Here is a 26,623-nt window from a genome sequence, read left to right as displayed (position 1 = left end):
ACCCGCAGATTCGGTAAAAAACCCGGTTTCTTTGCCACAAACTGCGGTTCAGAAACCGGGTTTTTGCGAAAATCTTGGGTTTTCACCCGCAGATTCGGTAAAAAACCCGGTTTCTTTGGTTGGAGTGCATAAGTCCTGAAATGGATGATTTCAGGTTCGCCGGTTATGCCGCAAAGGTGCGATAGGCCGCTAATGCTGCTTCTTTGACGGCTTCGGGGACGATGGGAAAAGTAGTCAAAATATACGCAAATTCTGTTTCGGTTAATCCGTAAAGGTGGGCGATGATGCCGTCTAATTCGGCTCGCAATTGAGCCCGTTGTGTTTCATCGGTAACGCCTTCTCGGTGGGAGTTTAAGCCGACTTCTGCGGCTAATTCGTCAAATTCTGGGGCAGTGCAGATCAGTTTGGCGGCGCGCTGTACGATGTCGGCGAAGTATTTGTCACCAGTTGTTAATCGCGGTACAGGAAGTTGATATATGTAGAACATATTAATGTTTGACGACACTTTTTGACGCAAGGCAAAATCTATACAAAAACTGTTCAAAAAAGCGTTAACGAATAGTGTATCCTGATTGTCTTGAAGAGGGGATGCAATATTGAGAGAATTGCCACAAAAAACATTTTTAGGCAGTATTGTACCAATAAGGCTTCGAGCATTTGTGCTGCTAGCAATTGCACGATATGCAAAACGGTAACACTGATAATCCAATTTTTGACCGTTATCTACACCATTCCTTCCCAACAAAGCCTTTCTCGCTTCCGCTTCATCCACCCAATACCTCGATTCAGCGTATAGATGAGTAAACTGATGAATCATTTTACCTTCATAAAGTGGCAGTCTCCCTTTCCCTGGTTCTTGCTTGAATAAATTACTGTCATTAGTCATGTGAAATTCCGCAGTTAGTCGCAGATTCCATTTCCCCTCAATCTGTTCGCCCAGCAAAGGGAATTGCAGCATTTTCTCAGCAATCCGAATATCTCCCTCATTTTTAAACTCCATCACCGACAGAGAATCGGGAGACAAGCGACGAATTAAATTAACAGAAATCTCAATACATTCATCTTGATTGTTCAGAAAAGTATCGAGTTTGTCCACCCGAATCGCTTCTCGCGGATTGATGCGGAAAGCAGCTTGAAATGACTCTGTACTTTTACCTTTCTCAAAGGTAAGCAAGCAAAACTTGAAACGGTGATCCACTCCTTCAAAAATAAACCTTTCATTCGACAACCCAAACAGTGAATCAATCTCAGTCTGCACAAATAACATTTCCCGCAGTTGCTTGGTTCCCAAATCCGTATAAACTCCAGAAGGAATGATGATGCCGCACTCGCCATTCGGGCGTAAGAGGTTAAAACATTGTTCTAGAAACAGCTTGTAGAAGTTAATATCAGTGCCAGACTTTTTACCGTTAACAATTGAAATCTGATTTTTGTACTGTTCTGCCGAACGGTAGTAAGCACTAACATGAGGAAATTCACTCTGATATTTTAACCAAGTTTCAGCAATTTCAGGATTTTGCAGAATTTTATTTTGCTCTTTTTCAAAAGTTTTGATATCCATCTTGCTTTTTTTTGCTAGTTCGTTATGCTGCACAAAAAACTCTCTCGCATTTGGCTTAAATATTTCCCAAGGTGGATTGGTAATAATCGCATCAAATCCACCGCGTTCTAAAATTCTGTCAAAGTGATATCCCCAGTGAAACGGTTGCAAATTGGCAATATCATCAATAGTTAAAACTCGTTTCTTCGGTTTCCCGGCTAACTGCACCTCTTCATACTTAATTCCCAAGCGCTGACTAAACTCATCCAACAATAACTTATTCAATTTATCCTGCGACTCTCGATTTAACTTTTCGATGTGAGTCCGCAAATTTAACAAGCGCGATTCTTGAGAAGTTCCTTCCTGTTCCCCGGACTGAAAAGCGTGTTTTTTGTACAAATCTACCGATTTATTTTTGTCTGCTAAGATTGCTTTGTAATTGTTGGCAGCCAAAGTTTGCAGCAGATTTCCTTGCAGCGAATCTCCTACAGAATCAAACCCAGTCTCATCCACGCGAATCAATCCAATTAAGGAATTGCCAGACATAATGTTAAAGTCAATATTCGGCAGCGGTTCCAATTCGCTGACATCGTGCGCGGCCGAAACTAAGGCTAAAAACAGTCGCAATTTTGCAATTTCCACTGCTTCGGGCATGATATCCACGCCGTAGAGGTTGTCGCTGATAATCTTTTTTTTGATATAATAGTTGAGTGAAGTATGCTCTTTTTCGATGGTTTTTAGTAAGTCGTTGAGATGATGGTCGGTTAAAAACTTGCTTGTACCGATAATTGTTGAATAGATGTAAATCAGCGTTTTCATCGCTGCGACTAAAAACGCGCCGGAACCGCAGGCTGGGTCTAATAATGTGAGGTTTGGGAGGATTTCTTCTAGCAGGCGGCGGCAGAGATTTGCGTCGAGATTGGTGAGGAGTTCGGTGATGGTTTCAAAGGTAGGGGCGGTGCCCCCGTGCCCGCCCTCATTAACTCTATCGAGGATGAGTTTGTTGATTGTGCGATCGCACAAATATTCAGTAATCTCCGGCCTGGTATAATAAGCGCCAAAGGCTTTTTGGTTGATGTATTTCTCAAAGATGTATCCCAAAACCGCCGGATTAATTTCGTTTTCCTTCCCACCCACCGTATCGTCGAGATTCCAAGAATAGCGGCCAAATAAATCGAAGATTTTCTCAAAAGCAGCATCGGGTATAGCAATATTCGGATAATTTTGTTCTATGGGATGTTCTAGAAACAGTCCGCCATTCAAATATTTAACATCGCCGATAAGCATTTCAGCCTCAGAAGTTCGTTCGTGTTGTGGCTTAGCAAATCCCTCAAAAAACAGTGTTTTCAAGAATTCCGAGTAAAACAAATCGGTTCCCCGCTGCTTGCTTTCGGCTAACTTTTCCTGCAAATACAGGATTTTGCCGCTGTCGATAAACCCTTTGCGCTGCAAAAAATAAACAAACATCAAGCGGTTGAGTAAAACCGAAGTATACCAGCGCCTGTCTGTTTCTTTGTCAATGCCGCGAATCACATTCAAAAATTCAACGTGTTGCTGTTTAAACTCTTCAAAAAACTTCTTAGTAACTTGTTCGACATCCAACCCAGCCTGCAATTTTTGGGCGACATCAATCACCGAAAGCTTTTCTAATTCTTCTAAATCAACTTTTAAAGCTGTAACTTTACTCAGCAGCAAATCGCAGGGTTCCCGTTTCACGTATACGTGGTCGCGGGGATAAAGTTTTGTACCTTCGCGCTTCACCCAATACCAGAGACATTTGGTGCGGTTTGAATCAATAAAAATCAACAGATTTTCGGCGGAAATTTGGACGATTTCGCGATAAATTGCCAGTCTTTCGGGGCTGTTGGGGATATTTCCGCTAGCGCTGGTAATTTCATATACAACTACTCCATTAAGTTGGGCGATGGCTGTTTGGGAATAAGTCTCGCCTTCTATTTCTACAGGTAGGGTTTTGCGGGAAGATGGATTATCCCAACCGAGTTTTTGGACGAATAGTTTGTTGAATTCAAAGTCTTGGAGGAGTTGGCGGGATTGTTCGAGTGTTTGTGGCATAATATTAGATCGCGGGTAGTCAGAAACCGGGTTTTTTCCAGCATACTGGTTGATAGCCTTGAATCTAGGAAAAAACCCGGTTTCTTGGCGTAGTCGAGAAATCAGAAACCGGGTTTTTTCCAGCATACTGGTTGATAGCCTTGAATCTAGGAAAAAACCCGGTTTCTTGCTTGGCGTAGTCGAGAAATCAGAAACCGGGTTTTTTCCAGCATACTGGTTGATAGCCTTAAATCTCGGAAAAAACCCGGTTTCTTGGCGTAGTCGAGAAATCAGAAACCGGGTTTTTTCCAGCATACTGGTTGATAATCTTGAATCTCGGAAAAAACCCGGTTTCTTGGGGTAGTCGAGAAATCAGAAACCGGGTTTTTGCGAGAATACTGGTTTCTTGGCGTAGTCGAGAAATCAGAAACCGGGTTTTTGCGAGAATACTGGTTGATAATCTTAAATCTCGGAAAAAACCCGGTTTCTTGGCGTAGTCGAATTATACATCCTGGAACAAGCCTAAAGAACAAATAATCATTGGTTCCCGCTTATCTCCATCTTCACTGACTATACAAAAACGATCGTCCATTCTCAATCCTACAACTAATTCTGCTAATGCCCGATCGCCAATCCCGCTTTTTAACTGCCGATTTAACGTGTCAATTGCCGACTGGCGCAGGGGATAGCGGTAAATTTCATCGATTGCTTTTGACAATTCCTCGGATGCAAATATTGTACCATTCATTTCCTTAAAGTAACTCTTCAAACGTTCATAGGTGCGGAATCTTGCCCCGGAAGGTCTGCCCAATTGTCCGCCCGCATTTTGCTCTTCTTCTGCTATCAACTCTGCACCTTTTGTGACTAATTCGTGATGCTGTTTGTCTCTGGGAATTGCTGGTGTCGCTTCGTCGCAGGCGGCAATTCTTAAGATTCCGAGTTGCGATTGAGTGACGCTATTGCCATCGCGATCGACCCAAATTAATGAATCATTTCCCTCGGCGGTTTTCATGTACAATAAAACTCCTTCGGGCTGCAAGGGTGCGGGAGTGTGATTGCGAGTTGAATAAACTACATTGGGCATTGACTCAATGGTTTTTTTCAAAATTGGGTTGTTGTCTGTGGCATTTTTCCAAATTTGAAAAGCTTCCGATGTTAAGTCAACTTCGGCATCTTCTTCGCCATCTAAAATCCCGGATTTTTCATTGTAAATATCGAGAATTACTTGCGGTGAATCGTCCTCAAAAAATGTCTCGTCGGTTCCGACAACTTCGGCATTTTCTTGCAACCGCCGGCGCAGTCTTTCGCGCAGGTTGATGATGCGATCGACTCCTTCGTCTGGCAAAAAAGAATAGCACAAAATGCGATCGGCTGTTTGTCCGATTCTGTCCACTCTTCCCGCCCGCTGAATCAAGCGAATAATTGCCCAAGGTAAGTCATAATTAACGATAATTGCACTGTCTTGCAAGTTGTGACCTTCACTCAGAATATCGGTGGCAATTAAGATTCGCAATTCTTGTTCTGGGGAGATTTTATCCCGCTTGCCGTTGCTAGTCGGACTAAACCGAAATGTGAGTTCGGTGGGGTCTTTTGATTTGCCTGTGACTGCTGCAACTCCCGCAATATTTAGCTTGGTTAAATTATCAGTTAGATAGCGGACTGTATCGGCAAATTGAGTAAAAATTAGTACCTTCTCATTCGGGTGAGTTTCTGCGAGCAATGTCACCAAAGCTGCTAATTTTTCATCGGGTTGAGAATGCCATGCACCGCAAGTTTGCAATACTTCAATTAAACAGCGGGCATCTGCTAGCAAATCCCGTTTTAACTTCTTGCTATCAAAAAAGTCTGTTTTCAACCATTTAAACCTGCGCTGGTAGCGGGTTTTATATTCTCCATAAACTACTTCTGCGCGCTGTTTAAAACTCTTTTCGCTTAACAGCAATTCGGCTTCGATATCTAAGAGTTCGCCCGAATCGTCTTCGGTTTCTTCGCTATCAAAACTGCTCATCACTACTGAATCAGCGTCTTCATCGCTGTTGCTGGTATCTAACAATTCTGCATCCTGAGTGCCGATCGGGATATCGGAGTTTTGGTCGATCGCACATAAATAGATAAAATTCCGCAGGATGTGCCGCTCGATCGACTGAATAAAGGCACTGCCGCTGCTTTCTAGCCGTTTAAACAGATTTGTCCGCGAAAATCCCATTAACCGGCGACCGCCACGGAATAGGGCATTTAACTGTCGCTGCTCTGCTTCAGTCGGCTGTTGTTTGGGTTTTTTGGCGATGTAATTTCCCAGCCCGTAACGGGGCAGATTTAGGGCGTTGATGACTTCGACAATTTCCTCAAAGTCAAGCTGGGAGTTGGTTGTGGAACTTTCCGAGGAAAACTTAATGGTTTTGGGAAGGCGCGAGGGAAAATAGGAACGGGTGCCATTGGCAAATTCTAGATATTTGCGATCGTCCTCTGCATCAGTTTCCGCATAATTTTCTTTGATAAACGAGCGAGTTCGCCTCACCATGTAGCGCTTCATCAAATCTCGCCAATCGTCGGGATGTTCGCTTTTTTCAAAAGCAGCTAAAGAGCGCACGGAACATTGATGCCGCTTCATAAATTCTAACTCTCCTTGACTGCCTCCGCCCAATTGATTGAGCAAAGCTTCGGGCCGCAATCCTAAATTTTGGTCTTCAGGAATAAACAGCCGCAACTGAGAAGATAAATCTAAATAGGTTTTGTTGTAGGGAGTTGCTGAAAGCAAAATACATTTACTTTCGTTGATGGCAATATATTCTTGAATCGCGCGATATCGCTTGCCTTCGCGGTTTCTGAGGTTGTGACTTTCATCAATTAACACAACTCGATAGCGGCGCAATTCTGGCAATTCTTGCTGTACCAGACTGATGGATAAGACTTTTGCAAGCAGGCGATATTTGTCTGCATACTCTTGCCACATTTTTACCAAGTTTTTGGGACAAATAATCAGTGTTTCCAAGAGACAATCTTCTTGTAAAATTTTGGCAATAGCCGTACCGACTAAAGTTTTACCCAAGCCTACAACGTCGCCAATAATCACGCCTCCCCGTCTGGTAATGTGACGGGCGGCTAGCTTAACGGCTTCTTCTTGAAATTTAAATAAACCCTTAAAAGCGCGGGGAATCTGGAACTCAGCAATACCTGCGATCGCCTCGCGGGACAAATGATAGACAATGTTGAGATAGATGTGATAAGGTGGAATTAGTTCGGATCTCGCCCAACTGCGATCGATAATTTCTGCAAGTTCTTTGGAAATATCAACACAGCCGTATTCTTCCCAGCGATCGTCAAACCATTTTTGCAACTTATTACAAGCATCAAAATCTAAAATATCAATATTCAATTCCCCTTGTTTTGACAGTCCCGATAAAGTCAGATTGCTGCTACCCAAAAAACCTACAATTGGGCTGTTTGGATCGTGACGGTGAACGAGATACAGCTTAGCGTGCAGGGGATAAGCTAGAAATAATTTAACAATAACTTTTCCGGTTTTAATCTGATAGCTCAACCTGCGTAAGCCCTGCTCGTCGATATCACTCGGAGATCCTATTGTCAACTGCTGGCGAAATTCCTCAGCCATCCGTTTTTTGAGCCGAATAATGGCATTATTGTCAATCCCCCGGTGATGGGAAATCAGGCTAAAACTAGCATTCAATTCATCGGAGGGCAAACTTTGCATTCCCACCAAAAGGCGGCAGCAGGCTCCTTGATTTCCCACGTATGCTTCGATTAAATCGCCAATTCTCCGCCATCCTCTGAGATTGAAATAGCCAACGCAAAAATCTGCCCGATAGGAGAGTTTAATGGTGTCTCGCAATGCGGGTAGCAGCGATTGTTCGATGTTGTCAAAAATGCGCGGCACTTGGTTTCCTCTGTGATGATTATTAGATACCCGACTTCTTTAGGACTTACGAAAAAAACCCGGTTTCTTCCAAAAATTGTCGATTATTTCTACAAATATTCACGCAGAAACCGGGTTTTTTGCCCCCGCGCCCTTCCCAAATTGAGATGCACTCCAATTCACAATTCCGGTTCAATTCCAGCCGATCGCAATTGAGCGCGCAATTGCTCTAATTGGTGTTGGGCGCGATCGGCTCTTTGTCGCTCTTGTTGAGCTCTTTCCTGTTCGCGATCGGCTCTTTCCCGCTCTTGTTGGGCTCTTTCAGCCCCCGATAACAACAGATTCCCTTGACTATCCCACCAGCGCAACCAAGGTAACTCAACATTTTGATAAGTACCTTGCCAAATTCCCAATTCCACTCCTAACTGTGGAATCGGATAATGACCGCGATCGTTTGCTGCGACTAATTCATATCTATTTTGAATCAGACTGTAGACTTCAACGCTAGCTTTTCTGACTTCATAAATTCCATAAAATGCGGGACGGATCGCATTTTCATAAACCCAGAATTTTCCTGGTTTAGTTTCCTGTTTTTCAGTCCGCAACAAAGGCGTTCTATCCCGTTCTTCTGCACCATTTCCCGAAACAAATTCTAATACGATTAACGGTGCTACAAACTCTTGCCACATCACATAATAACGGCGCAATTGACCGTCTAGTGCGGGCGGGACATTGGGCACGTAGAACCAATCGGGCGCTTCTGCACCCCGTTCTAGCGGCTCAGTTAATCGCCAATAAATGCCGCTGTCTTGACCGATACAGTAGTTACCGTCAGCGTGAATTCTCTGCAAAACGGGAGTAATTGAATCTGTTAGCAGGATGCTTTGGGGATGTTCTTGAAAGTTTTTCACAAAAGTACCGTCGGATTCTGGTAATTGAGTGTGATCCGGCCAGCCTGCGGGATTGTTTTCTATATCTAAGGTGAATTTCATAGTTTTATTTGGATTGTAGGTGTTTTTGCGATCGAGCTTTTGATTTTGATTAGAGGCGAACTCGATACATCTAACTCATGCCTCTATCTCCCAATCCTCCAGACGCAAACCCTCAACGCGGCTGAACTCGCGGGTATTGTGAGTTACAAGAATGAGGTTGTTGGCAATAGCAATAGAGGCAATCAAGAGGTCATTAGGGCCAATTGGTGTTCCAGATGCAGCTAGTTGAGCGCGAATTTGACCGTAAATTAGGGCAGACTGGTCATCAAAAGGCAAACTTACAAACTCATTGAAAAAACGTTCTAGTCTAGCTAGATTGCTATCTTGACGAGAACTTTTAAAAGCACCCCAGTAAAGTTCTGCTTTAACTACAGAGCATATTGCTACATCACCTGACCGAATCATTGCTAGTCGGCGAGATACCGATGAGTTGCGGTCTGGATTTAACAAACGGATGCAAGTATTGGTGTCTAAAAGATAAATCACAGCAATTCTTCCCGGATTTCATATTCCAACTGATCGGGACGAACAAGCGGTTCTCCTTCCCAACTTCCTATTACTGTCTCAAAAAAACCGGGCGACCAGCCTAAATCTTCCGGTTTTTTAGCCTCAGTTGCTGGTGCTATGCGCTGGAAAACTACAATAACTTCTAAATCTGTATCTTTTATCCCAACCGGGACTTGCAAATGCAACATCCCGTCTGATCCGACGCGCGATCGTACTTTAATACTTTGCATAACTCTTGTCTCCTTAAGTTTGTAGTGAAAATTAATCTTGTCAGGACTTACGCATCTATGCCCAAGAAACCGGGTTTTTTACCGAATCTGTGGGTGAGTGCGAAAGATTTTCGTAAAAAAACCCGGTTTCTGACCACCCGTGCGTATTTCCTACTTGTAATAACCTCAATCTTCATCCCATTTATCTTTAACTGCTTGGTCTTTTATCTTGAGAAACTCAACTGACTGCAATACTTCTAATCCGGTCATTCAGGCTACCTCTCTGTTAATGATAGGTATAACTTTTGCTCTCCATTCTAACTGATATCTTGCACCATTATCAATTATGCTTTTATGAACAGGCTTTTCGGCCTGTTCCACAAAAATTCAATGTTCTTGTGGAACAGGCCGAAAAGCCTGTTCTTGAGAATGGTGCAAGATATGAGTTCTAATCAATTTGCTTCTCGGTTGCTGCGCCAAACCGTATCGAAAAAAGGTCGATCGCACCCAACCACACCCAGCAACCTGAACCGCAGGTGAGGCAATCCCCCTGCAGCCCCCGCTTCTCGACGCGGTACAATAAGTGCAATCATACTTAACGCTTATATTGAAAAAGTTACACACAACGCCACAGGAGACAACAGACGCATGGGTAAAGTAGTTGGCATTGACCTCGGAACAACAAACTCAGTAGTAGCCGTCATGGAAGGCGGCAAACCGGTTGTGATTGCCAATGCAGAAGGGATGCGGACAACTCCCTCGGTAGTCGCTTTCACAAAGGAAGGAGAACGCCTGGTGGGACAGATGGCCCGACGCCAGACTGTTCTCAACCCGCAAAACACCTTTTACGCCGTCAAGCGGTACATCGGACGCAAATATACCGAACTGACTCCAGAAGCAAAGCGCGTCCCTTACACAACTCGCCGCGACGAAAACGGGAACATCAAAATCAAGTGTCCCCGCCTGAAAAAAGATTTTGCCCCAGAGGAAATTTCGGCGATGGTTTTGCGGAAACTGGCCGATGAAGCCAGCCGCTATCTGGGACAAGAGGTGACGGGGGCTGTAATTACTGTTCCCGCTTATTTCAACGACTCGCAGCGGCAGGCGACGCGGGATGCGGGACGAATTGCTGGACTTGAAGTCAAACGGATTTTAAATGAGCCGACGGCGGCTTCTTTGGCTTACGGTTTGGAGAGGCGAGAAAGTCAAACTATTTTAGTGTTTGATTTGGGCGGCGGTACTTTTGATGTGTCGATTTTAGACGTGGGAGATGGAGTATTTGAAGTCAAAGCAACTAGCGGCGACACTCAATTGGGCGGCAATGATTTTGACTCCAAAATTGTTGATTGGTTGGCAGATCAATTCTTAGAAAAAGAAGGAATCGATCTGCGGAAAAATCGCCAAGCTTTGCAGCGATTGATCGAAGCGGCAGAAAAAGCCAAGATTGAGCTGTCGGGAGTCGGTGTCACGGAGATTAATTTGCCGTTTATCGATGCGAACGAAGACGGGCCTTTGCATCTGGAAACGCGCTTGACTCGCGGTCAATTTGAGGGGCTGTGCACGGATTTGGTGCAGCGGCTGCGGCGGCCGGTGAAACAAGCTTTGGCTGATGCAAGTTTGAGTCCTTCTCGCATTGATGAAGTTGTGCTGGTCGGCGGTTCGACTCGCATTCCTTTGGTGCAGGAAGTTGTTCGCAACCTGATCGATCGAGAACCGAATCAAAATGTGAATCCAGATGAAGTTGTGGCGGTGGGTGCGGCAATTCAAGCGGGTATTTTGGGTGGGGATGTCCGCGATGTGCTGTTGTTGGACGTGACGCCGCTGTCGCTGGGTTTGGAAACTATCGGCGGGGTGATGAAAAAACTGATTCCTCGGAATACTACTATTCCCGTCAGGCGATCGGACATTTTTTCTACTGCTGAAAACAACCAAACTGTGGTAGAAATTCACGTAATCCAAGGGGAACGGGAATTAGGCAGAGATAATAAGTCTTTGGGACGGTTTAAACTAACTGGAATTCCGCCGGCACCGCGAGGGATTCCGCAGGTGCAAGTAGCTTTTGATATTGATGCTAACGGGATGCTGTTGGTGACTGCTTTGGACAAAACTACCGGCCGGGAACAAAGCATTACTGTGCAAGGTGCTTCGACGCTGAGTCAGCAGGAAGTGAATCAAATGATTCGCGATGCGGAACAGTTTGCTCAAGCTGATAAGTTGCAGCGGGAAAGGGTAGAAAAACGCAATCGCGCTGAAGCTTTAGCTTATCAAGCTGAGCGGCAGTTGCGAGAAGTTGCGCTCGATCGCGGAATGCAGTTTGCTCAAAGAAGCCGCCAGCGAATTGAAACTTTAATTCGGGAATTGCGAGACAGTTTGGAACGCAACGATGAGCGGGGAGTTGACCAAGTTGGTTCGGATTTGCAAGATGCTCTTTACGATTTGAGCCGGGAAGTTTCCGCGTTTGCGATGGATGACGATGATGATGATTTCTTTGAGTCTGTGAAGCGGACTTTTACGGGCGACGGTACTAAGCGGCGCAGCGATGACAGCAGCTATTATACCAATGCTAAACCGTACAGGCGATCGACTGTCGATCCAATTCCCGATCGCCCCTACGATCGTTCGTACGATCGAATGGGCGATCGAATGGGCGATCGAATGGGCGATCGAATGGGCGATCGAATGGGCGATCGTAGAAGCAGTGCTAATCGCCCCACTCGCCCTTATCAAAATCAAAGCGATGATTGGGATGATGACGACGATTGGCTGTAATTAGTGGTTAGTCATTAGTCCCTAGTCATTAGTCCCTAGTTTGAAGCAGGGAAGCAGCATGACTAATGACTAATGACTAATAATTAATAACTAATGACTAAAAACTAATGACTAATGACTAACTATGCAGAATTTTCGCAATTACTATCTAATTTTGGGAGTGCCCAAAGATGCCACGGCTGATGAGATTAAGAAAGCCTATCGACGGCTAGCCAGACAGTTGCACCCTGACGTGAATCCGGGGGATAAATCTGCTGAAGATAGGTTTAAGGATATTAATGAAGCTTACGATATTCTTTCCGACATCGACAAGCGAACTCAATACGATCAATTTAGTAAATTTTGGAAACAAAAGGGATTTCAAGGAAAGCAAGGGGTGCGACTTCCCAATTTCAAAACTTGGGGAAATACTAAAACGACCCGGAAAAAACCGGGCGAAGATGTCGATTTTAGCGATTACTCAGATTTTAATAAATTTCTCGACCAAGTGCTCGGAAGGCGCCGAGAAGTGAGGATGGCGACAGCGAATGATGCACCGGGAGTAGCCTCCTCTGAACCGTGGAATACGGCTTCTAAGAAAACGAGTTATGTTGCTAATTCTCGCCCACCTAGAAGGGATTTTGACGATCGCGAAATGCGACGGGAAACAGTCGATCGGGAAATGCGACGGGAAACAGTCGATCGCGAAATCCGACGGGAAACAGTCGATCGGGAACCCAGAAGAGACATTGAGGCCAGGCTGACTCTGCCTTTGGAAAGGGCTTATTCGGGCGGTACCGAGCGAATTCGTCTGGAAGACGGGCGAGCGATCGAGGTGACTCTGCCTCCTGCTATGGTATCAGGCCAGCGGATTCGCTTGCGAAATCAAGGTATGGGCGGCGGAGATTTATATTTGAAAATCACAGTTTCTCCCCATCCATTTTTTCGATTGGAAATGTCGGATATTTGCTGCGAATTGCCACTGAGTCCCAGCGAAGCGGTGTTGGGGGGAGATATTGAAGTGCCAACGCTGGATGGCCTGGTAAAGATGAAATTGCCGCCTGGAGTAACCTCTGGAAAGCGGTTGCGGCTGGCTAACAAAGGCTATCCGACAGGAAATGGCGATCGGGGCGATCAATTAGTAGAAATTCAGGTGTTAATTCCCACAGAAATTAGTGAAGAGGAACGGGAATTATACGAAAAATTGCGGCAGGTTGAGACTTTTAAACCGCGTCAAAATTTGTCGGTTTAATGTATAGTAAGCAATGGGCCAGTTTAATTTTGTAGGGGCGCAATAATGCGCGCCTTATATCATGTCAGCTCGATTAACAATAATATCCCGGTCGGGGCGGGTTTTTGAGATAGTCAATTATTGGCCGGTATTGTTGGCTCACGGGCCCCTACAAAAATCGATCTCGCTCGACCGGACATGATATTACTACTAATTGTTTACGAAAAATTAGGAGATGCTTGGCTAAATTTTACTGACATATCAGATTTAGCCAGTTGGCTGTAAATAGATAATAACAAATCCGTAGGTATAGCAATTATTCATCTCTCTCTTCTCTTCCTCAGCGCCCTCTGCGGCCTCTGCGGTTTAATAATTCCCAAACAACCGTAAACGATAGGATTTGTCGCCAGAATAGCCGTTAGCGCAGCCCTCGAAGAGGATCGCACTTTCAGCAATCCCGGATCGCATAAGTAAAATTACTGTTGTGATTATTCCTGAACTAGCAGAGAATTAACAATAAGGTAATTTTCCCACAATCAGGAGCAGTCTGCCCCGATGACTCAAATGCCCCCTCAATGCAACAACCTGCAAGAGCAAGTTGAATCTTTACTGCAACTGCTGCGTCAGGAATCGTCTTTGCGACAACAAGATATCACGGCGGTACAAGCTTCTCTGAAAAAAGCAATTTCTCCTGAGTTTGAAATTGTGTTTGCGGGCGCTTTCAGTGCGGGAAAATCAATGTTAATTAATGCTTTGCTGGAGCGGGAATTGCTCTACAGTGCTGAAGGACACGCGACAGGTACGGAATGTTATATCGCCTTTGCTGAGCCAGATAAAGAGCGCGTTGTTCTCACTTTTTTGAGCGAGTTTGAGATTAGCCAGCAAGCTTCTGTGCTTTGCCATCAGTTAGGTTTAGCTACTGAACTTAATATTAATCAAACAGATGTAGTGTCGCTGTTGTCTCAGGGATGTAACATAATTATTGAAAAGGAAGGCGGCGAAAATAAATCCGAGACAGCAAAAAAAGCTAAGGCTTTGATGCTGCTGTTAGAAGGTTTTGAGGCAAATCGCGATCGCATCCAAACTCTCGACAACGCTACCTACTCGATGGAACAGTTTAACTTTTCCAATCTCAAGGAAGCTGCTAGTTATGCCCGTCGCGGTAGCAACAGTGCTGTACTCAAACGAGTGGAATATTACTGTTATCATCCCTTGCTGGAAGATGGCAATATTATTATCGATACGCCGGGAATTGATGCGCCGGTGCAGCGGGATGCAGAATTGACTTACGATAAGATTGAAAGCCCCGATACTTCGGCAGTTGTCTGCGTTTTGAAAGCAGCTTCGTCTGGGGAAATGACGACGGAAGAAACCGAGTTGATGGAAAAAACACGGGGAAATCCGGGAATTCGCGATCGGCTGTTTTACATTTTCAACCGCATCGACGAAACTTGGTACAACACGCAACTCCGACAGCGCTTAGAAAATCTGATTAATTCCGACTTTCGCGATACTGCGAGAGTTTATAAAACTAGCGGATTGTTGGGATTTTACGGGAGTTTGATTAAAAGTACCACAGGGCGCGATCGCTTTGGTTTAAATACAATATTTTCCACCAGCCAAGGGCGAGTTTCTGGAGATGATAAATTAGATTCAGAATTTTTCGGTAATAGTGAAGAGACTCCGCAATTTGTTAGTGAATTTAATCGCTACTGTGCGAATTCCGGCAAGCTATCTCCAAGCAGATTTCGCATTTCAGTGAACAGCTACGAAACACCAAATGAAAACTACGTGCGGATTCTTGCAGAACAAGGACAACCATTAATTGCTCAATTAATTCAAGATAGCGGGATCGAAGATTTTCGCACAGCCATCACCCGTTACCTCACCGAAGAAAAACGCCCGCAACTGTTCAAAAATTTAGCTGACGATTTAGAAGATTTGTGCATTCAACTGCGGAAACATTACCAAACAATTCAGCGGAATTTGGACAGCCAGCCCCGCGAAATTGAAGCAATGAAAGCACAGGAACTTTTGCGACTAAATCAAGAATTGCAGCAAGTCGGACAGGATTTTCGGGAACATATCGCCGAAGAAGTCAATGAAATGATTATGAACAGATGCGATATTTTCGATATAGACTTTCGCCAACTGCAATCTCGGATGATCCGGCGCTTGGATGAATTGTTAGACGGATTTTCTGTTGAGGCGGCTTACGGGCGCACTTTGCGGAATCATCCCCGCAATGCGACAGCACCTTTAATTGCTGTATTAGTTGAAGCGCTTTATTATTTAGCGAATCAGTTGGAAGATATTTTAGTAGAGGCTACTAAGTCACTGGTTGATAATTATTTCCAGTATTTGAAAGATAGCGTTCGCAAGTCGGAATACTATCGATTACTCTATCGGTTGTTGGGGAATGATGGGGGCATTGAACAGCAGTTAGAGGAGTTGTCAAAGCGGGTTTCTGATGCTTTGGTAAATGCGGCGGGCGTTGAGTGCGATCGCTACGTGCGAGAAAGTCCTCGTTTTTACGACGAAGGCACATTTTCAATTTATCAATTCCGGGAAACATTGCAGCAAACTTCTCAAGGTTTCGACTGCGAAAATATGGTGGACGCCCAACCAGCAATTAGACAATTATTGCGGCTAGATTTTGAGCCGAAAGTATCTAGAACTATTCGGCAAACTTTCCGCCAAACTGTCAACCAAACCCTGAAAGAGCATTTGTTGCCGCTGGCCCAAAAGCAAGCTGATGATATTTTGCAGAAATACAGTCAAGCCCGCGATTATTTGGAGCAAACTTTGGCACAGGAGGCGGAGGAAAAGATTGCTGGGAATCTGGGGCGGCAAGCTGAGAATGAGCAAAAGATTCAAGAGTACGATCGGGCGGTTTCTGGGATTAATAGTTGTTTGCAGGCGATGAAGTTGCACGAGCATTTGTTACCTGTAATTGGACAAAATGATAGCGTTGCGGTGGAGGGTGAATGAGTGTGCTATAATAGCCAACAAATAGCGACTTTAATCCTATGAAAATTCGCCAAAAAATTCTAACAATAATCCAGCAACTTCCAGATGATAAGTTAGCAACACTTCTCAACCTAGCGCTGTTATTGAAAACAGGGAAAGAATCTGTTCAACCGATGCTTGCATCCCAAGCTTATCAAGATTGGCTGAGTGCGGAAAATGACATTTATGACGAACTATTTGCCGACTAATCCATCCAACATCCGCGTTAATTCGCGTTCATCTGCGGTTAAAAATAATCATGTCTAAAACCCCTAGAATCCCCATTCCCCCAGAAGTCAGAAAATATGTATTCACCCGCAATAAATACCAGTGCCAAAGCTGCGGCAAAACCAAACAAGAAACCCAACTGTCGATCGATCATATCATCCCCCTAGCGCGCGGCGGCAGCAACGACATCAGCAACTTGCAAACCCTCTGCGCCACCTGCAACCAAAAGAAAACCGACAAACTAGACCCGCGCTTCCGCCGACATTTTGACCTGTAATACCATCCCTAAAATCCGCGTTAATCCGCGTTAATCTGCGGTTAAAAAATCCTACCATCGATAATACCGATAAGGATCGTCCCCATTCTCAAAATCCGTTCTGTAATCCCAGTGATAAAACTCCCGACTCGAACCGTTAAACACAGAACTATCCGCCTTAAAACTTGCCCCTAAATTAGCCAAAATCTGAGCATTTGCCCTGGTTTGCCGCCAGCGAGTAAAACGCAAATAAGTCTTAGTATCCGCATTCAAACTGTCCGGTTCAATCTGAGAAAAAATCGCCACACCCTTGCCAACTTTTACCCGACTTAACAAACCGTAAGCGCCGATTTCTCCCCCAGACTTAATCAACCAAGTATCATAAAAAGAGCGCGATCGCAAATCTGAAGCGCTAACCCCCTTCACCTCATCCCAACTCGGAACCGCCAGCGAACCTCCAAAATCCTGCGCTTGCTGCAAACCCACGTCCAAACCCGCAGCGGGAACTTGACGCGGCAAGAAAAACGCCTTTCCGCCAGCATTCAAATAACCGCGCAAATCTGCATCTTTTAGATTCGCTTCTCTCCCCACAATCACCAAACCAACATCATTAGAAAGCGAACTAGCGCGCTGATAAATTACCCCCAAACTGTCCAACTTTTGGGCATCTCCATCTCCCCCAATTAAAACCACTTGATCCGGCTTTCCAAGTACCGGAGAATTTATCCCGTAACTCACTATTTGTTGCAGTAACTGCGCCGCCCCAGCATCTACAGAATAATGGTCTTCCAAATCCAACTCGTTTAAAATCAGCCGCCCTTTTCCGTAATCCAATTCCATCAGCGGCGAATAAGCTAAATCAAACTCAGATTCCAAAATTGGACGCCAACCGCTGCGGTGCGGTTTCTCAATTGAAGCGCTACTGACACCGCCGCGATTTCCCCAACGCCAGCCGTACCAAGGTTTATTTGCCGGACTCAAATTAGGGCCACTTTGGATCGTATCTGGATAAGCTTCAAGCAGCGTGCTTTCCCCCGCCCAATCCCGCAAATCTTCACTGTCTAAACCGCTAATTGCGGGATGGTTGCTGTCAACTGGATAAACGCGGCGGCTGACATGGCGTGCCACCCGGAAACCCGTATTTTCCAGCCATTCCCTGGGCTGAGGAAACACCATTACTTTGCCGCCGTTTCGCACAAAATTTTCTAAACTTCCCGGCAAATTTTCCCCGCTAGAAAATGCTTCCCTACCGATAACTAATAGCGATGAAACTTGCGAACCATTCCACGGTACAAGCTGATAACCTAATTGTTTTAACATTGCCGATGTTTTGCCCGCTGGGTCGAAGATTGTCAGCGTATCCTTGCTTTTGGCTTGCTTGGCAAAAACGCGGAAAGCAAATGTATCAGAGTGCGATCGGTCGCCCACTCGCGCAGTCAAGCGAATTTCGCCGTCAGCCTTGCTAGAAATGGTATTTGGCAAATTTACCTCTATTGGGAAAAACAGCGTTCCTGCCGGGTTAATTTTCCCTTTTTGCTCGCCTTTTTTTACTTCTTTTCCCCCCACCAAAACCCGCCAATTAAACGAAAATTCTTGCGGCGTCCGCATATCGTTAATTAACACTACTTGCTTTGCCAGTTTCCCGCCCACAAACAAATTGCGATCTTTCGCAGTAAAAACCGGGCTAGCACCAGCAATCCAAGCCAAAGTCGAGCTATTATTCTTCATAATTGCCTCGCCTCCAGGATGAACAGTGTAAGCTTCTGGCTGCAAATAATTCAAAAGATTATTCGAGACTTGCTTCAAATAAACTCCCCGGCGACCCGGTTGAAATGCTCCAATATCCACCTTTTTTCTGCCAGCTTCGGAAAGTTCCCAACCATGTCCGTCACTCCAAGGAATCATCCCCCCAGAAATTCCCCAAGTCCGCCAACTCCGCCAAGTATTTGTACTGAATAAATGCTGCAACTTTTGAAAAGCTGGGGCAAAATCTAACTCTTTTTTTAAATGCCAGTTTTGATACTCCTGACCCTTGACAAATTGCTCGCGAATTTTAGCTTTATAAGCGGCAGTTTCCAACTCGTAAGCCTGCTTGCCAAAATAAATGGCGGCAAACTCTGTCATCCAAGGTTCGCTGAGAATCACCTGACCGAAACCGTTGCGGTTCCGCATCATTGTAGTGAACAGCGGCGTCCCAAACTCGACTACGATGTAGGGCATTTCCCCGGTTTTGCTCCACTCAGAAATCCACTCTTCTCGTTCTTGCAAGGGAATCATATTTAAATAAGAATTCAGCGCATAAACATCGCCGAAGTGGGCGCCTTGGTGTACCATCACAGGTCTGGTGGGGTCAGCGGATTTAATCGCAGCTATAGCGTCATTACCTAGGGGAGTGTTGACCCGCAAACGGGGGGTGTCCCAGGGACTGAGAGTTCCTTCTACTTTTCTTTTGCCGATGCGACGGGGATTTTGGTCGTCAGCGTGGCCGAAAAAATTAGGACTTGTCGCCCACATTAATACTGATGGATGATTGCGGTAGCGGCGCATTTCAGTGACCATTCGGTCTTTCCAGCGGTTGTTCCACAGGGGGTTCTTCCACTTGCCGTTCCAAGCGATAGGACTAATGTCTAAAGCTGGAGCCATAATGGGAAAACCTTTGAGGTCTGCTCTTTCGGAAAATAACTCTCGGAAGTGCCACCTACCGCGTTCGTCGTGATTCCAAGGCCACATTTCTGTTATGTTAAAACCGGCTTTTACGTAGCCATCAATTAGGCTATCGGCAACTTCTACTGTCCCGCCTTGCCAAGTATCGGAGTGCAAGTTTGGTCGCAGCCGAAATTCAGTTCCATTTAAGAAAAATTTGCGCCCTTCTATCCAAAATTCGCGGAAGCCAAAAGGTTGGTAGTATTGGGTGTCTATGCCGCTGCCTTTTACTTCTAATTGCAGGGTGTAAAGGTTGGGTTGCCCGATATCCCAAAGACGGGGATTTGGCCAATTCCACTGAAGTTGTAGGGTTTGAATAGGTTTAGCTTTAACGTTGGCAGTGCCTGTAAATTTTTGTTCTACTTTGCCTTTGTCGTCCAGCATTTGCGCTATTATTTCTACTTGACCGGTTTGGGCAACGTCTTTGAGTTCAACATCTAATTTAACTTGCTTTTTTCGGGTGGAAGTTTGGACGAATACGTCTCTAATTAGCGGGCCTGGAGGAAGGCTCAGAAGCCGTACTTCGCCGATGATTCCCCGCGATTGCAACTGGGATTTTTCTGTGTAGATTTCTGTGGGGCCCATGATGACGGCTTTTTCCTTTTCATCGGATACTGCCACCACTAAAATAGATAGGGTGTTTTGACCTGGTTTGGCTGCTTTGGTAATTTCAATAGTGCCGTAGGGCCAGGGGATTTGACCGCAGTTAATGCCGTTGACAAAGATGACTGCATCGGTGCTAACTCTGGCTAAGTCGAGAAAAATTCGGCGGTTTGTCCAGTCGCCGGGAATGTCTATTTTTCTCTGATACCAAGCTTTTGATAGTTGTTTGCTGTTGAAGTTTTCCCAATCTTTGCCGCTGCCGCGAGTGATGATTCCGGGTACGGATTCGTTGTTTTCTTTTTGCCAGTCTCCAGGCACCCAGATGGAACCCCAATTTGGGGAGACGGGGGGGTTTTGGGGGTTGCCAACTGCGGGGACAAATTGCCAAGTTCCGTTGAGATAGATTTGGGATCGTTTGTTGTCGATCGCCCCGGCGGCCGCGGTGGTAAGATTGGGGAAGCCGATCGATATCGCTGAGCTGCTGGCGAAGTTGGGATTTTGAAGCGCATAACCGACAAATCCAAAGAGGGTGGCTGCTGCGAAAAATAATCCGATAATTTTGACCAGCTTGTGATTCACTCGTTTATTGCTCCCAGAAATTAGATTATCTAATTTGTCCCTCGATCTATGATAGCAGTTGATTCAGCAGAAATCCCCCTGCCAATCTGTCTCTGGGAAGATGGCACAGAGCCAACAAATGTGGTTCTGTATAGAAAAAATAAATACTTAGTTTTAACTAAGTTTTAACCAGGTTGTTTCATCGACATAGGCAATAGTGCGATCGCGCCATCGCTACAGGTCAACCAAAATGAGTCGGTTTCAGGTCTTGCCCTTACCCATTAAATCTTACAGTATTGCTACATTTAGTGTCGGCACGGCTTTACTGCTGACAACTGTGTTACTTTTTTTCTTCGAGGAAGTTCCTGCAATCTTACTTTTTGCCGCTGCGGTTATCGCTTGGTATGCTGGCTTAAAGTTCGCAGAACAAGAACTAGAAATTGAACGTAATATTATTTCCAAAGTAATTGACACGACGGCTTGCTTAATTGTAGTCCTAGACAACCAAGGACGGATTGTCCGCTTTAACCAAGCTTGCGAAAAAACTACAGGCTACTCGACAGCAGAAGTGCTGAATAAATGTGTTTGGGATGTCTTCTTAATCTCCGAAGAAGTAGAGCCAGTAAAAACAATTTTTAGACAGTTAAAAGTAGAAAATTTTAACAGCGAGTATCAAAATTATTGGCGAACCAAAAATGGGGACAAGCGCTTAATTTCTTGGTGTAACACTGTGACTTTAGACGGCGATGGTTTGGTAGAATATGTGATAGGAACTGGCATCGATATTACTGACCGCCAAAAAGCGGAAATAGCCCTAGCTTTATCCTACACTAACCTAGAAACTCGCGTCAAAGAACGCACAGCAGAACTGACAGTAGCTAAAGAAGCGCTACAAGCTCAAGAAGAACGATTTCGCTGTTTGAGTTCCTGTTCGCCTGCGGGCATTTTTCTTGCAGATTTTGAGGGGCGCTACACCTATGCAAACCCACGCTGTCAGGCTATTTGCGGGTTGAGTTTGGCACAACTTTTAGGAGACGGTTGGGAGAAGTGCATTCACCCGGAAGACAGCGATCGCGTATTGAGCCGATGGCTGGATTATACTCGGCAAGGCGGGGAATATGCGATCGAGTATCGCCTGCAAACACCAGAGGGGATTGTGCGCTGGATTAACGTTTGTTCATCGCCGATGTTCTCCGACTCCGGCCAACTCATCGGATACGTGGGCACGGTGAGAGATGTCACGGAAAGACAACAAGCGCAAGCAGCTTTGGCAAGCAGCGAACAGCAACTGAGAACGCTGCTAGAAAATACGCCGGATGTAATTATCCGCACTGACAAAGAGCTGCGTTATATTTATGTCAATCAAGCCGTTGCAAGAAGCCAAGGAAAACCAATTTCATTCTTCCTGGGTAAAACCAGTCAAGAAATAGGAATGCCGCCGGAAGTGTGCCAGATGTGGGATGAAACTCTGCACAAAGTGTTAGAAACAGGCCAAGAAGAAATTATCGAATTTCAGGTCTTCTCAACCAACGGCATCAGAACCTATCAATCCCGCGTAGTTCCCGAATTTGACAAAGACGGCGTACCAGAATCTGCCTTAATTGTCGCCCGCGATATCACAGAAATAAAACTTGCAGAAACTCAAAGATTGCAGTTAACAATTGAGCAAACAGCGAGAGAAAAAGCGGAAATAGAACAGCAGCGCTCGGCATTTTTAGCAGAAGTCAGCAAAATGCTGGCGGATGCGTTTGACGGGGAAACGGTGCTGCAAAAGGTAGCAGAATTAGCAATAAATTCGATCGCGGATGGGTGCTGCATTCATTTGACCGAAACGGGGTCAAAAGTGCGTCTAGTCGCTGTGGCTCACGCAGAACCCTCCACAGTTGAGACTATTAATAACTTCAGCATCCGCAGTTTGAGCGCCGAAAATGCTGTCAATGGCTATCCGCTGGTAATCCGCTGCGGCCAATCCGAATTAATTGCCGAAGTGGATGAGGAGATTTTAGCAGCAGGAGCCGAAAATGCAGCAGAATTGGAAATACTTCGCTCGCTCAATATCGGATCTCACGCTTGCGTACCGCTGAGAGCTCGCGGGCGGGTAATGGGTTCCATTACTTGCTTTACCTCAAAGTTGGGCCGCCGCTACAATGCAGAAGACATGGCAATGCTAGAAGATTTAGCATATCGCGTGGCGATCGCCCTAGACAACGCCAGACTTTACACAGAAGCGCAGCAAGCACTTTCTCAAACATCGCAATCCTTTGCCTTAATTGACTCGCTGTTAGAAGCATCTCCCTTAGCGATTGGCTTTCTCGATAGCGAAATGCGCTTCATCCGTATCAATCAAGTATTAGCAGAACTCAACGGTTTGCCGATAGAACAGCATCTCGGTCAAGACTTTCGGAAATTGTTGCCAGAATCTGCCGCCAAATTTGCTCGGGTAATTCAGCAAGTTTTAGAAACCGGTCAGCCTGTTTTAAACTTAGAACTTAGCGGCGAACCTGATGGAAAACCGGGATACTTCGGTTACTGGGTAGCCAACTACTACCCAGTGAAAAATGAAAGGGGAGAAATAATCGGAGTCGGCATAATTATCACAGATATTACCGCAGCAAAACAAACAGAATTAGCTTTGCGGGAAAGCGAAATGCGCTTCCGCAGTGTGGTAGAATCTAACATGATCGGCATCGGTTTCTGGGATGCCAGCGGCGAAGTTACTGACGCTAACGACGCCTTGCTGGAAATGATCGGATATACGAGGGAAGACTTAGTTTCGGGACAGATCCGCTGGCTAGAACTAACGGCGCCGGAATATCTAGAACTCGATCGCATCGCCCTCGCGCAAGTCGAAGCATCAGGAAGTTGCGCGCCTTTTGAAAAAGAATACCTCCGCAAAGACGGCACGCGCTTCCCAGTTTTAGTCGGGGGCGGAAACTTCCAAGGATGCACAGACAAAGGAGCATTCTTCGTACTAGATATCACCGATCGCAAACAAGCCCAAAATCAACTTCGAGAAAACGAAATACGCATTCGCCGCCAACTAGCAGAACTAGACTTAGTGTACAAGACCACACCAGTCGGGCTGTGCTTTGTCGATACCAATTTGCGCTACATCCGCCTGAACGAATGCCTCGCTGCGATCGACGGCCGACCGATCCGAGACCACATCGGGCGCACCGTTAGAGAAGTAATTCCCGAAATGGCCGATATTGTAGAGCGAATTTACCGCCAAGTGCTGGCGACGCAAACCCCCGTACTCGACTTGGAAATTAAGGCAGAAACCAAGCAACAGCCGGGAGTTTTGCGGGATTGGCAAATCAGCTTTTACCCAGTGAGCGATGAATCAGGAACACTGCTGGGAGTCAGCACCGTGATTGCCGAAATTACCGATCGCAACCAAGCAAAACGGGTAATGCAGCAAAGCGAAGCCATATTCCGGCGGCTGTTCGAGTCAAATATTTTTGGAGTTGCGATCGGCGATTTTAGCGGCCGCATCGCCTACGCCAACCAATCCCTGCTCAACATGGTCGGCTACACCCGCTCAGACTTGCTCTCCGGTCAAATGCGGTGGGACAGGATGACCCCCCCCGAATACTTGTACCTCGACGCCTTAGCGGCCCAAGAACTCCGGGTTCAGGGAGTCTCAACTCCTTTCAAGAAAGAGTACATCCGCAAAGATGGCAGCCGCGTGCCGATTCTGATGGGCGGAACCACTCTGTGCGCGGACAACCGCGAACCAGAGACGATCGTCGCATTCTACATCGACTTGACCGAAATCTCGCGGGTGGAAGCAGAACTCAAAAAGAATCAAGAACGGCTGCAAATCGCTCAGCAAGCAGGCAAAATCGGAAGTTTTGAATTGAACATCCAAACCAACGAAGTCGCCTGTACGCCGGAGTTAGAGGCTTTGTACGGGCTGCCTGCAGGCGGTATCGACAGCTATCAAAGTTGGGCCCAAATGGTGCATCCAGACGATCGCGCTGTTACCGAACAACAGGTAAAAGCTGCGGGGGCTTCCGGGGATGAATTAAACATTGAGTTCCGCATTTGCCGCCCCGACAAAAGCGTGGGCTGGATTGCTTGCAGGGCGAAGGTGTTTCAGGACGATCGGGGTTTGCCTTTGCGGATGATCGGGGTGAACGTCGATATCACCGATCGCAAAGAAGCAGAAGCAGCGCGATCGCACATCAATCAAACTTTAGAAGCCTTGATTCAGGCTTGTCCCCTAGGAATTACCGTTTTGGACTGCGACGACGGCACTGTGAAAATGTGGAACCCAGCAGCAGAGAGGATTTTTGGCTGGCATGAATCAGAAGCGGTAGGTCAATTTGTGCCCAGCGTTCCCGCAGACAAGCGGAAGGAATTCACGGCTAATTTGCAAAAAATTCGCGAAGGAAACGCGATATCCGGCATGGAAACCCAACGCCAAAGGAAAGACGGCAGCTCGATCGACATCAGTTTGTGGGCAACTCCAGTCCGCGACAGCAACGGCAATATCAACTGTATGTCGATCGTCGCCGACATCAGCGATCGCAAGCTTGTCGAGGCCGGGCGCGCTCAGTTGCTCGAACGCGAACAAGCCGCGCGGGCGGAAGCAGAAGCTATCAGCCGCCGGAAAGACGAGTTTCTAGACTCTCTTTCCCACGAATTGCGAACGCCTTTAAATGTGATTCAGGGGTGGGCGCAGATCCTGCGCGCCCACCCCTACAACGAAGATAAATTAGCTTCGGGTTTGGAAGCCATCGAGCGTCAGTCGAAGGTGCAGATTCAGCTAGTGGAAGATTTGCTCGACGTTTCCCGGATTATTCAAGGCAAGCTGACTCTGAAACCCGGCTGGTTCCACATGGTAAGGACGATCGAGGCGGCTAATAATTCAGTTCGTTTGGCAGCCGAGGCCAAGTCTGTCACCATTTCGTTAGAACTTGACCCCGCAGTCAGCTTGATGTGGGGCGACGCCCAGAGGTTGCAGCAGGTAGTCTGGAATTTGCTGAGTAACGCCGTGAAGTTTACGCCTTCGGGGGGGAATGTGCAACTGCGCTTGTCTGCGGTGGCTGTTAGCGATTCTTCATCACCCAATTACGTGCAAATTACTGTCAGCGATACCGGAAAGGGCATTCCTGCTGAGTTTCTGCCCTACGTGTTCGATCGCTTCCGCCAAGCAGACGCCTCGAAAACTAAGGCTGAGAGCGGTTTGGGACTGGGATTGGCGATCGTCGAACACTTGGTGCAACTCCACGGGGGCACTGTGACTGCCGAAAGTCCCGGTAAAGACAAGGGTGCGACATTTACGGTGACACTGCCACTCAAACAACCTCGGAGTAAGAAGGCGCAGCCGAGAGGAGAAAGGCAATCCCATCCCAAGCCTCCGGGTATTTTGGCTGGTTTAAAGGTGTTGGTAGTTGACGACGAACCCGACAACCGCGAGTTTTTGATTGTTGCCCTCGAACAGTGGGGGGCGACTGCGACTGCGGTGGCAACGGCTGCAGAGGCGATCGACATTTTGCAGCAGTCGCCGCCGGATATTTTAGTCAGCGATATCGGTATGCCCGTTGAGGACGGCTACTCGCTGATCCGCAAAGTGCGATCGTCCACATCCGACAAAATCAAGCGCTTGCCGGCCGTGGCGCTGACTGCTTATGCTAGCGAACAAGACCGCGATCGGGCGATCGCCGCTGGTTACAACGAACACTTAGCAAAGCCGATCGAACCGGCTCTCTTCGCCACCGTGTTAGCCCGGTTAACAAATTGGCATTAGGGCGATCGGGTGCGACGAACACACAAATAATATCATTTCCGTTTGATTCCGATTTGTATGATGTTAAATCTTGTAGGGGCGGGTTCACCAATAATAATTGCCCATAATCTACAATCTCATAAACCCGTCCCCGCTGGCTATCTGAGATGTTGCACCGGCCGTCAATAAGGGGTTTTTGGGTAGGTTGGGGCGGGTTTATTTAACCTGTTTGCAACTTTTCAAGCTATTGGTGAACCCGCCCCTACAGGTTCCACAGGAATGGTGCGACATCATAGATGCTACCTGGGGGGGTGACAACCCACCCCAAACCCATAGCTAGTAAGGATTGAGCCAACTTGTGGTAAAAAAAGATAGGCAG

At 46.3% G+C, this 26,623-nt stretch carries 13 protein-coding genes; 6 read left to right on the top strand and 7 right to left on the bottom strand.

What is annotated here, in order from left to right:
* Positions 1-163: 163 nt before the first annotated feature.
* From QUA50_RS11485 to QUA50_RS11460, 6 genes are all read right to left on the bottom strand, one after another.
* Entirely contained in the window at positions 164-3,613 is a 3,450-nt protein-coding gene (locus QUA50_RS11485) for an Eco57I restriction-modification methylase domain-containing protein (protein WP_333264224.1), read from the bottom strand.
* 481 nt (positions 3,614-4,094) lie between these two features.
* On the bottom strand, positions 4,095-7,487 hold the full coding sequence (locus tag QUA50_RS11480) for a helicase-related protein (protein WP_333264227.1): 3,393 nt from the start codon (positions 7,485-7,487) through the stop codon (positions 4,095-4,097).
* A 158-nt stretch (positions 7,488-7,645) separates the two neighbouring features.
* Positions 7,646-8,458, bottom strand: coding sequence for a Uma2 family endonuclease (locus QUA50_RS11475; protein ID WP_333264230.1), 813 nt, complete (start codon positions 8,456-8,458; stop codon positions 7,646-7,648).
* A 75-nt stretch (positions 8,459-8,533) separates the two neighbouring features.
* Positions 8,534-8,944 carry a type II toxin-antitoxin system tRNA(fMet)-specific endonuclease VapC gene (gene vapC, locus QUA50_RS11470; protein ID WP_333264233.1) on the bottom strand — a complete coding sequence of 137 codons (411 nt, stop codon included), beginning with the start codon at positions 8,942-8,944 and terminating at the stop codon, positions 8,534-8,536.
* Positions 8,941-9,195: a hypothetical protein gene (locus QUA50_RS11465; RefSeq protein ID WP_333264236.1), complete on the bottom strand. Its 255-nt coding sequence runs from the start codon at positions 9,193-9,195 to the stop codon at positions 8,941-8,943. The genes vapC and QUA50_RS11465 overlap by 4 nt, the downstream gene beginning before the upstream one ends.
* A 431-nt stretch (positions 9,196-9,626) precedes the next feature.
* Positions 9,627-9,767, bottom strand: coding sequence for a hypothetical protein (locus tag QUA50_RS11460; protein ID WP_333264238.1), 141 nt, complete (start codon positions 9,765-9,767; stop codon positions 9,627-9,629).
* Positions 9,768-9,822: 55 nt separating this feature from the next.
* On the opposite strand from QUA50_RS11460, the gene dnaK reads away from it, so the two are divergent.
* The 5 genes from dnaK to QUA50_RS11435 all read left to right on the top strand — a co-directional run bounded on the left by dnaK (position 9,823) and on the right by QUA50_RS11435 (position 16,667).
* Positions 9,823-11,943: a molecular chaperone DnaK gene (gene dnaK, locus QUA50_RS11455; protein WP_333264241.1), complete on the top strand. Its 2,121-nt coding sequence runs from the start codon at positions 9,823-9,825 to the stop codon at positions 11,941-11,943.
* A 124-nt stretch (positions 11,944-12,067) separates the two neighbouring features.
* Positions 12,068-13,174, top strand: a complete 1,107-nt coding sequence (locus tag QUA50_RS11450; protein WP_333264246.1) for a J domain-containing protein — start codon at positions 12,068-12,070, stop codon at positions 13,172-13,174.
* Positions 13,175-13,708: 534 nt separating this feature from the next.
* A complete protein-coding gene (locus QUA50_RS11445; protein WP_333264249.1) occupies positions 13,709-16,144 on the top strand; it encodes a dynamin-like GTPase family protein in 2,436 nt (811 codons plus the stop codon).
* Positions 16,145-16,182: 38 nt separating this feature from the next.
* Positions 16,183-16,371, top strand: coding sequence for a hypothetical protein (locus QUA50_RS11440; RefSeq protein WP_333264251.1), 189 nt, complete (start codon positions 16,183-16,185; stop codon positions 16,369-16,371).
* A 50-nt stretch (positions 16,372-16,421) separates the two neighbouring features.
* Complete coding sequence (locus tag QUA50_RS11435) at positions 16,422-16,667, top strand: HNH endonuclease (RefSeq protein WP_333264254.1); 246 nt, start codon at positions 16,422-16,424, stop codon at positions 16,665-16,667.
* A gap of 51 nt (positions 16,668-16,718) precedes the next feature.
* Here QUA50_RS11435 and QUA50_RS11430 read toward each other — a convergent pair whose 3' ends face one another.
* Positions 16,719-20,531, bottom strand: a complete 3,813-nt coding sequence (locus QUA50_RS11430; RefSeq protein WP_333264257.1) for a glycoside hydrolase family 2 TIM barrel-domain containing protein — start codon at positions 20,529-20,531, stop codon at positions 16,719-16,721.
* A gap of 229 nt (positions 20,532-20,760) precedes the next feature.
* On the opposite strand from QUA50_RS11430, the gene QUA50_RS11425 reads away from it, so the two are divergent.
* Positions 20,761-26,265, top strand: coding sequence for a PAS domain S-box protein (locus QUA50_RS11425; RefSeq protein WP_333264260.1), 5,505 nt, complete (start codon positions 20,761-20,763; stop codon positions 26,263-26,265).
* The last annotated feature ends 358 nt before the right edge of the window (positions 26,266-26,623 follow it).

Source organism: Microcoleus sp. M2_D5 (assembly GCF_036701935.1).
Taxonomy (GTDB): Bacteria; Cyanobacteriota; Cyanobacteriia; order Cyanobacteriales; family Microcoleaceae; genus Microcoleus.
Note: the sequence above shows the minus strand (reverse complement) of the source record. Positions and strands in the feature narration are given on the sequence as shown.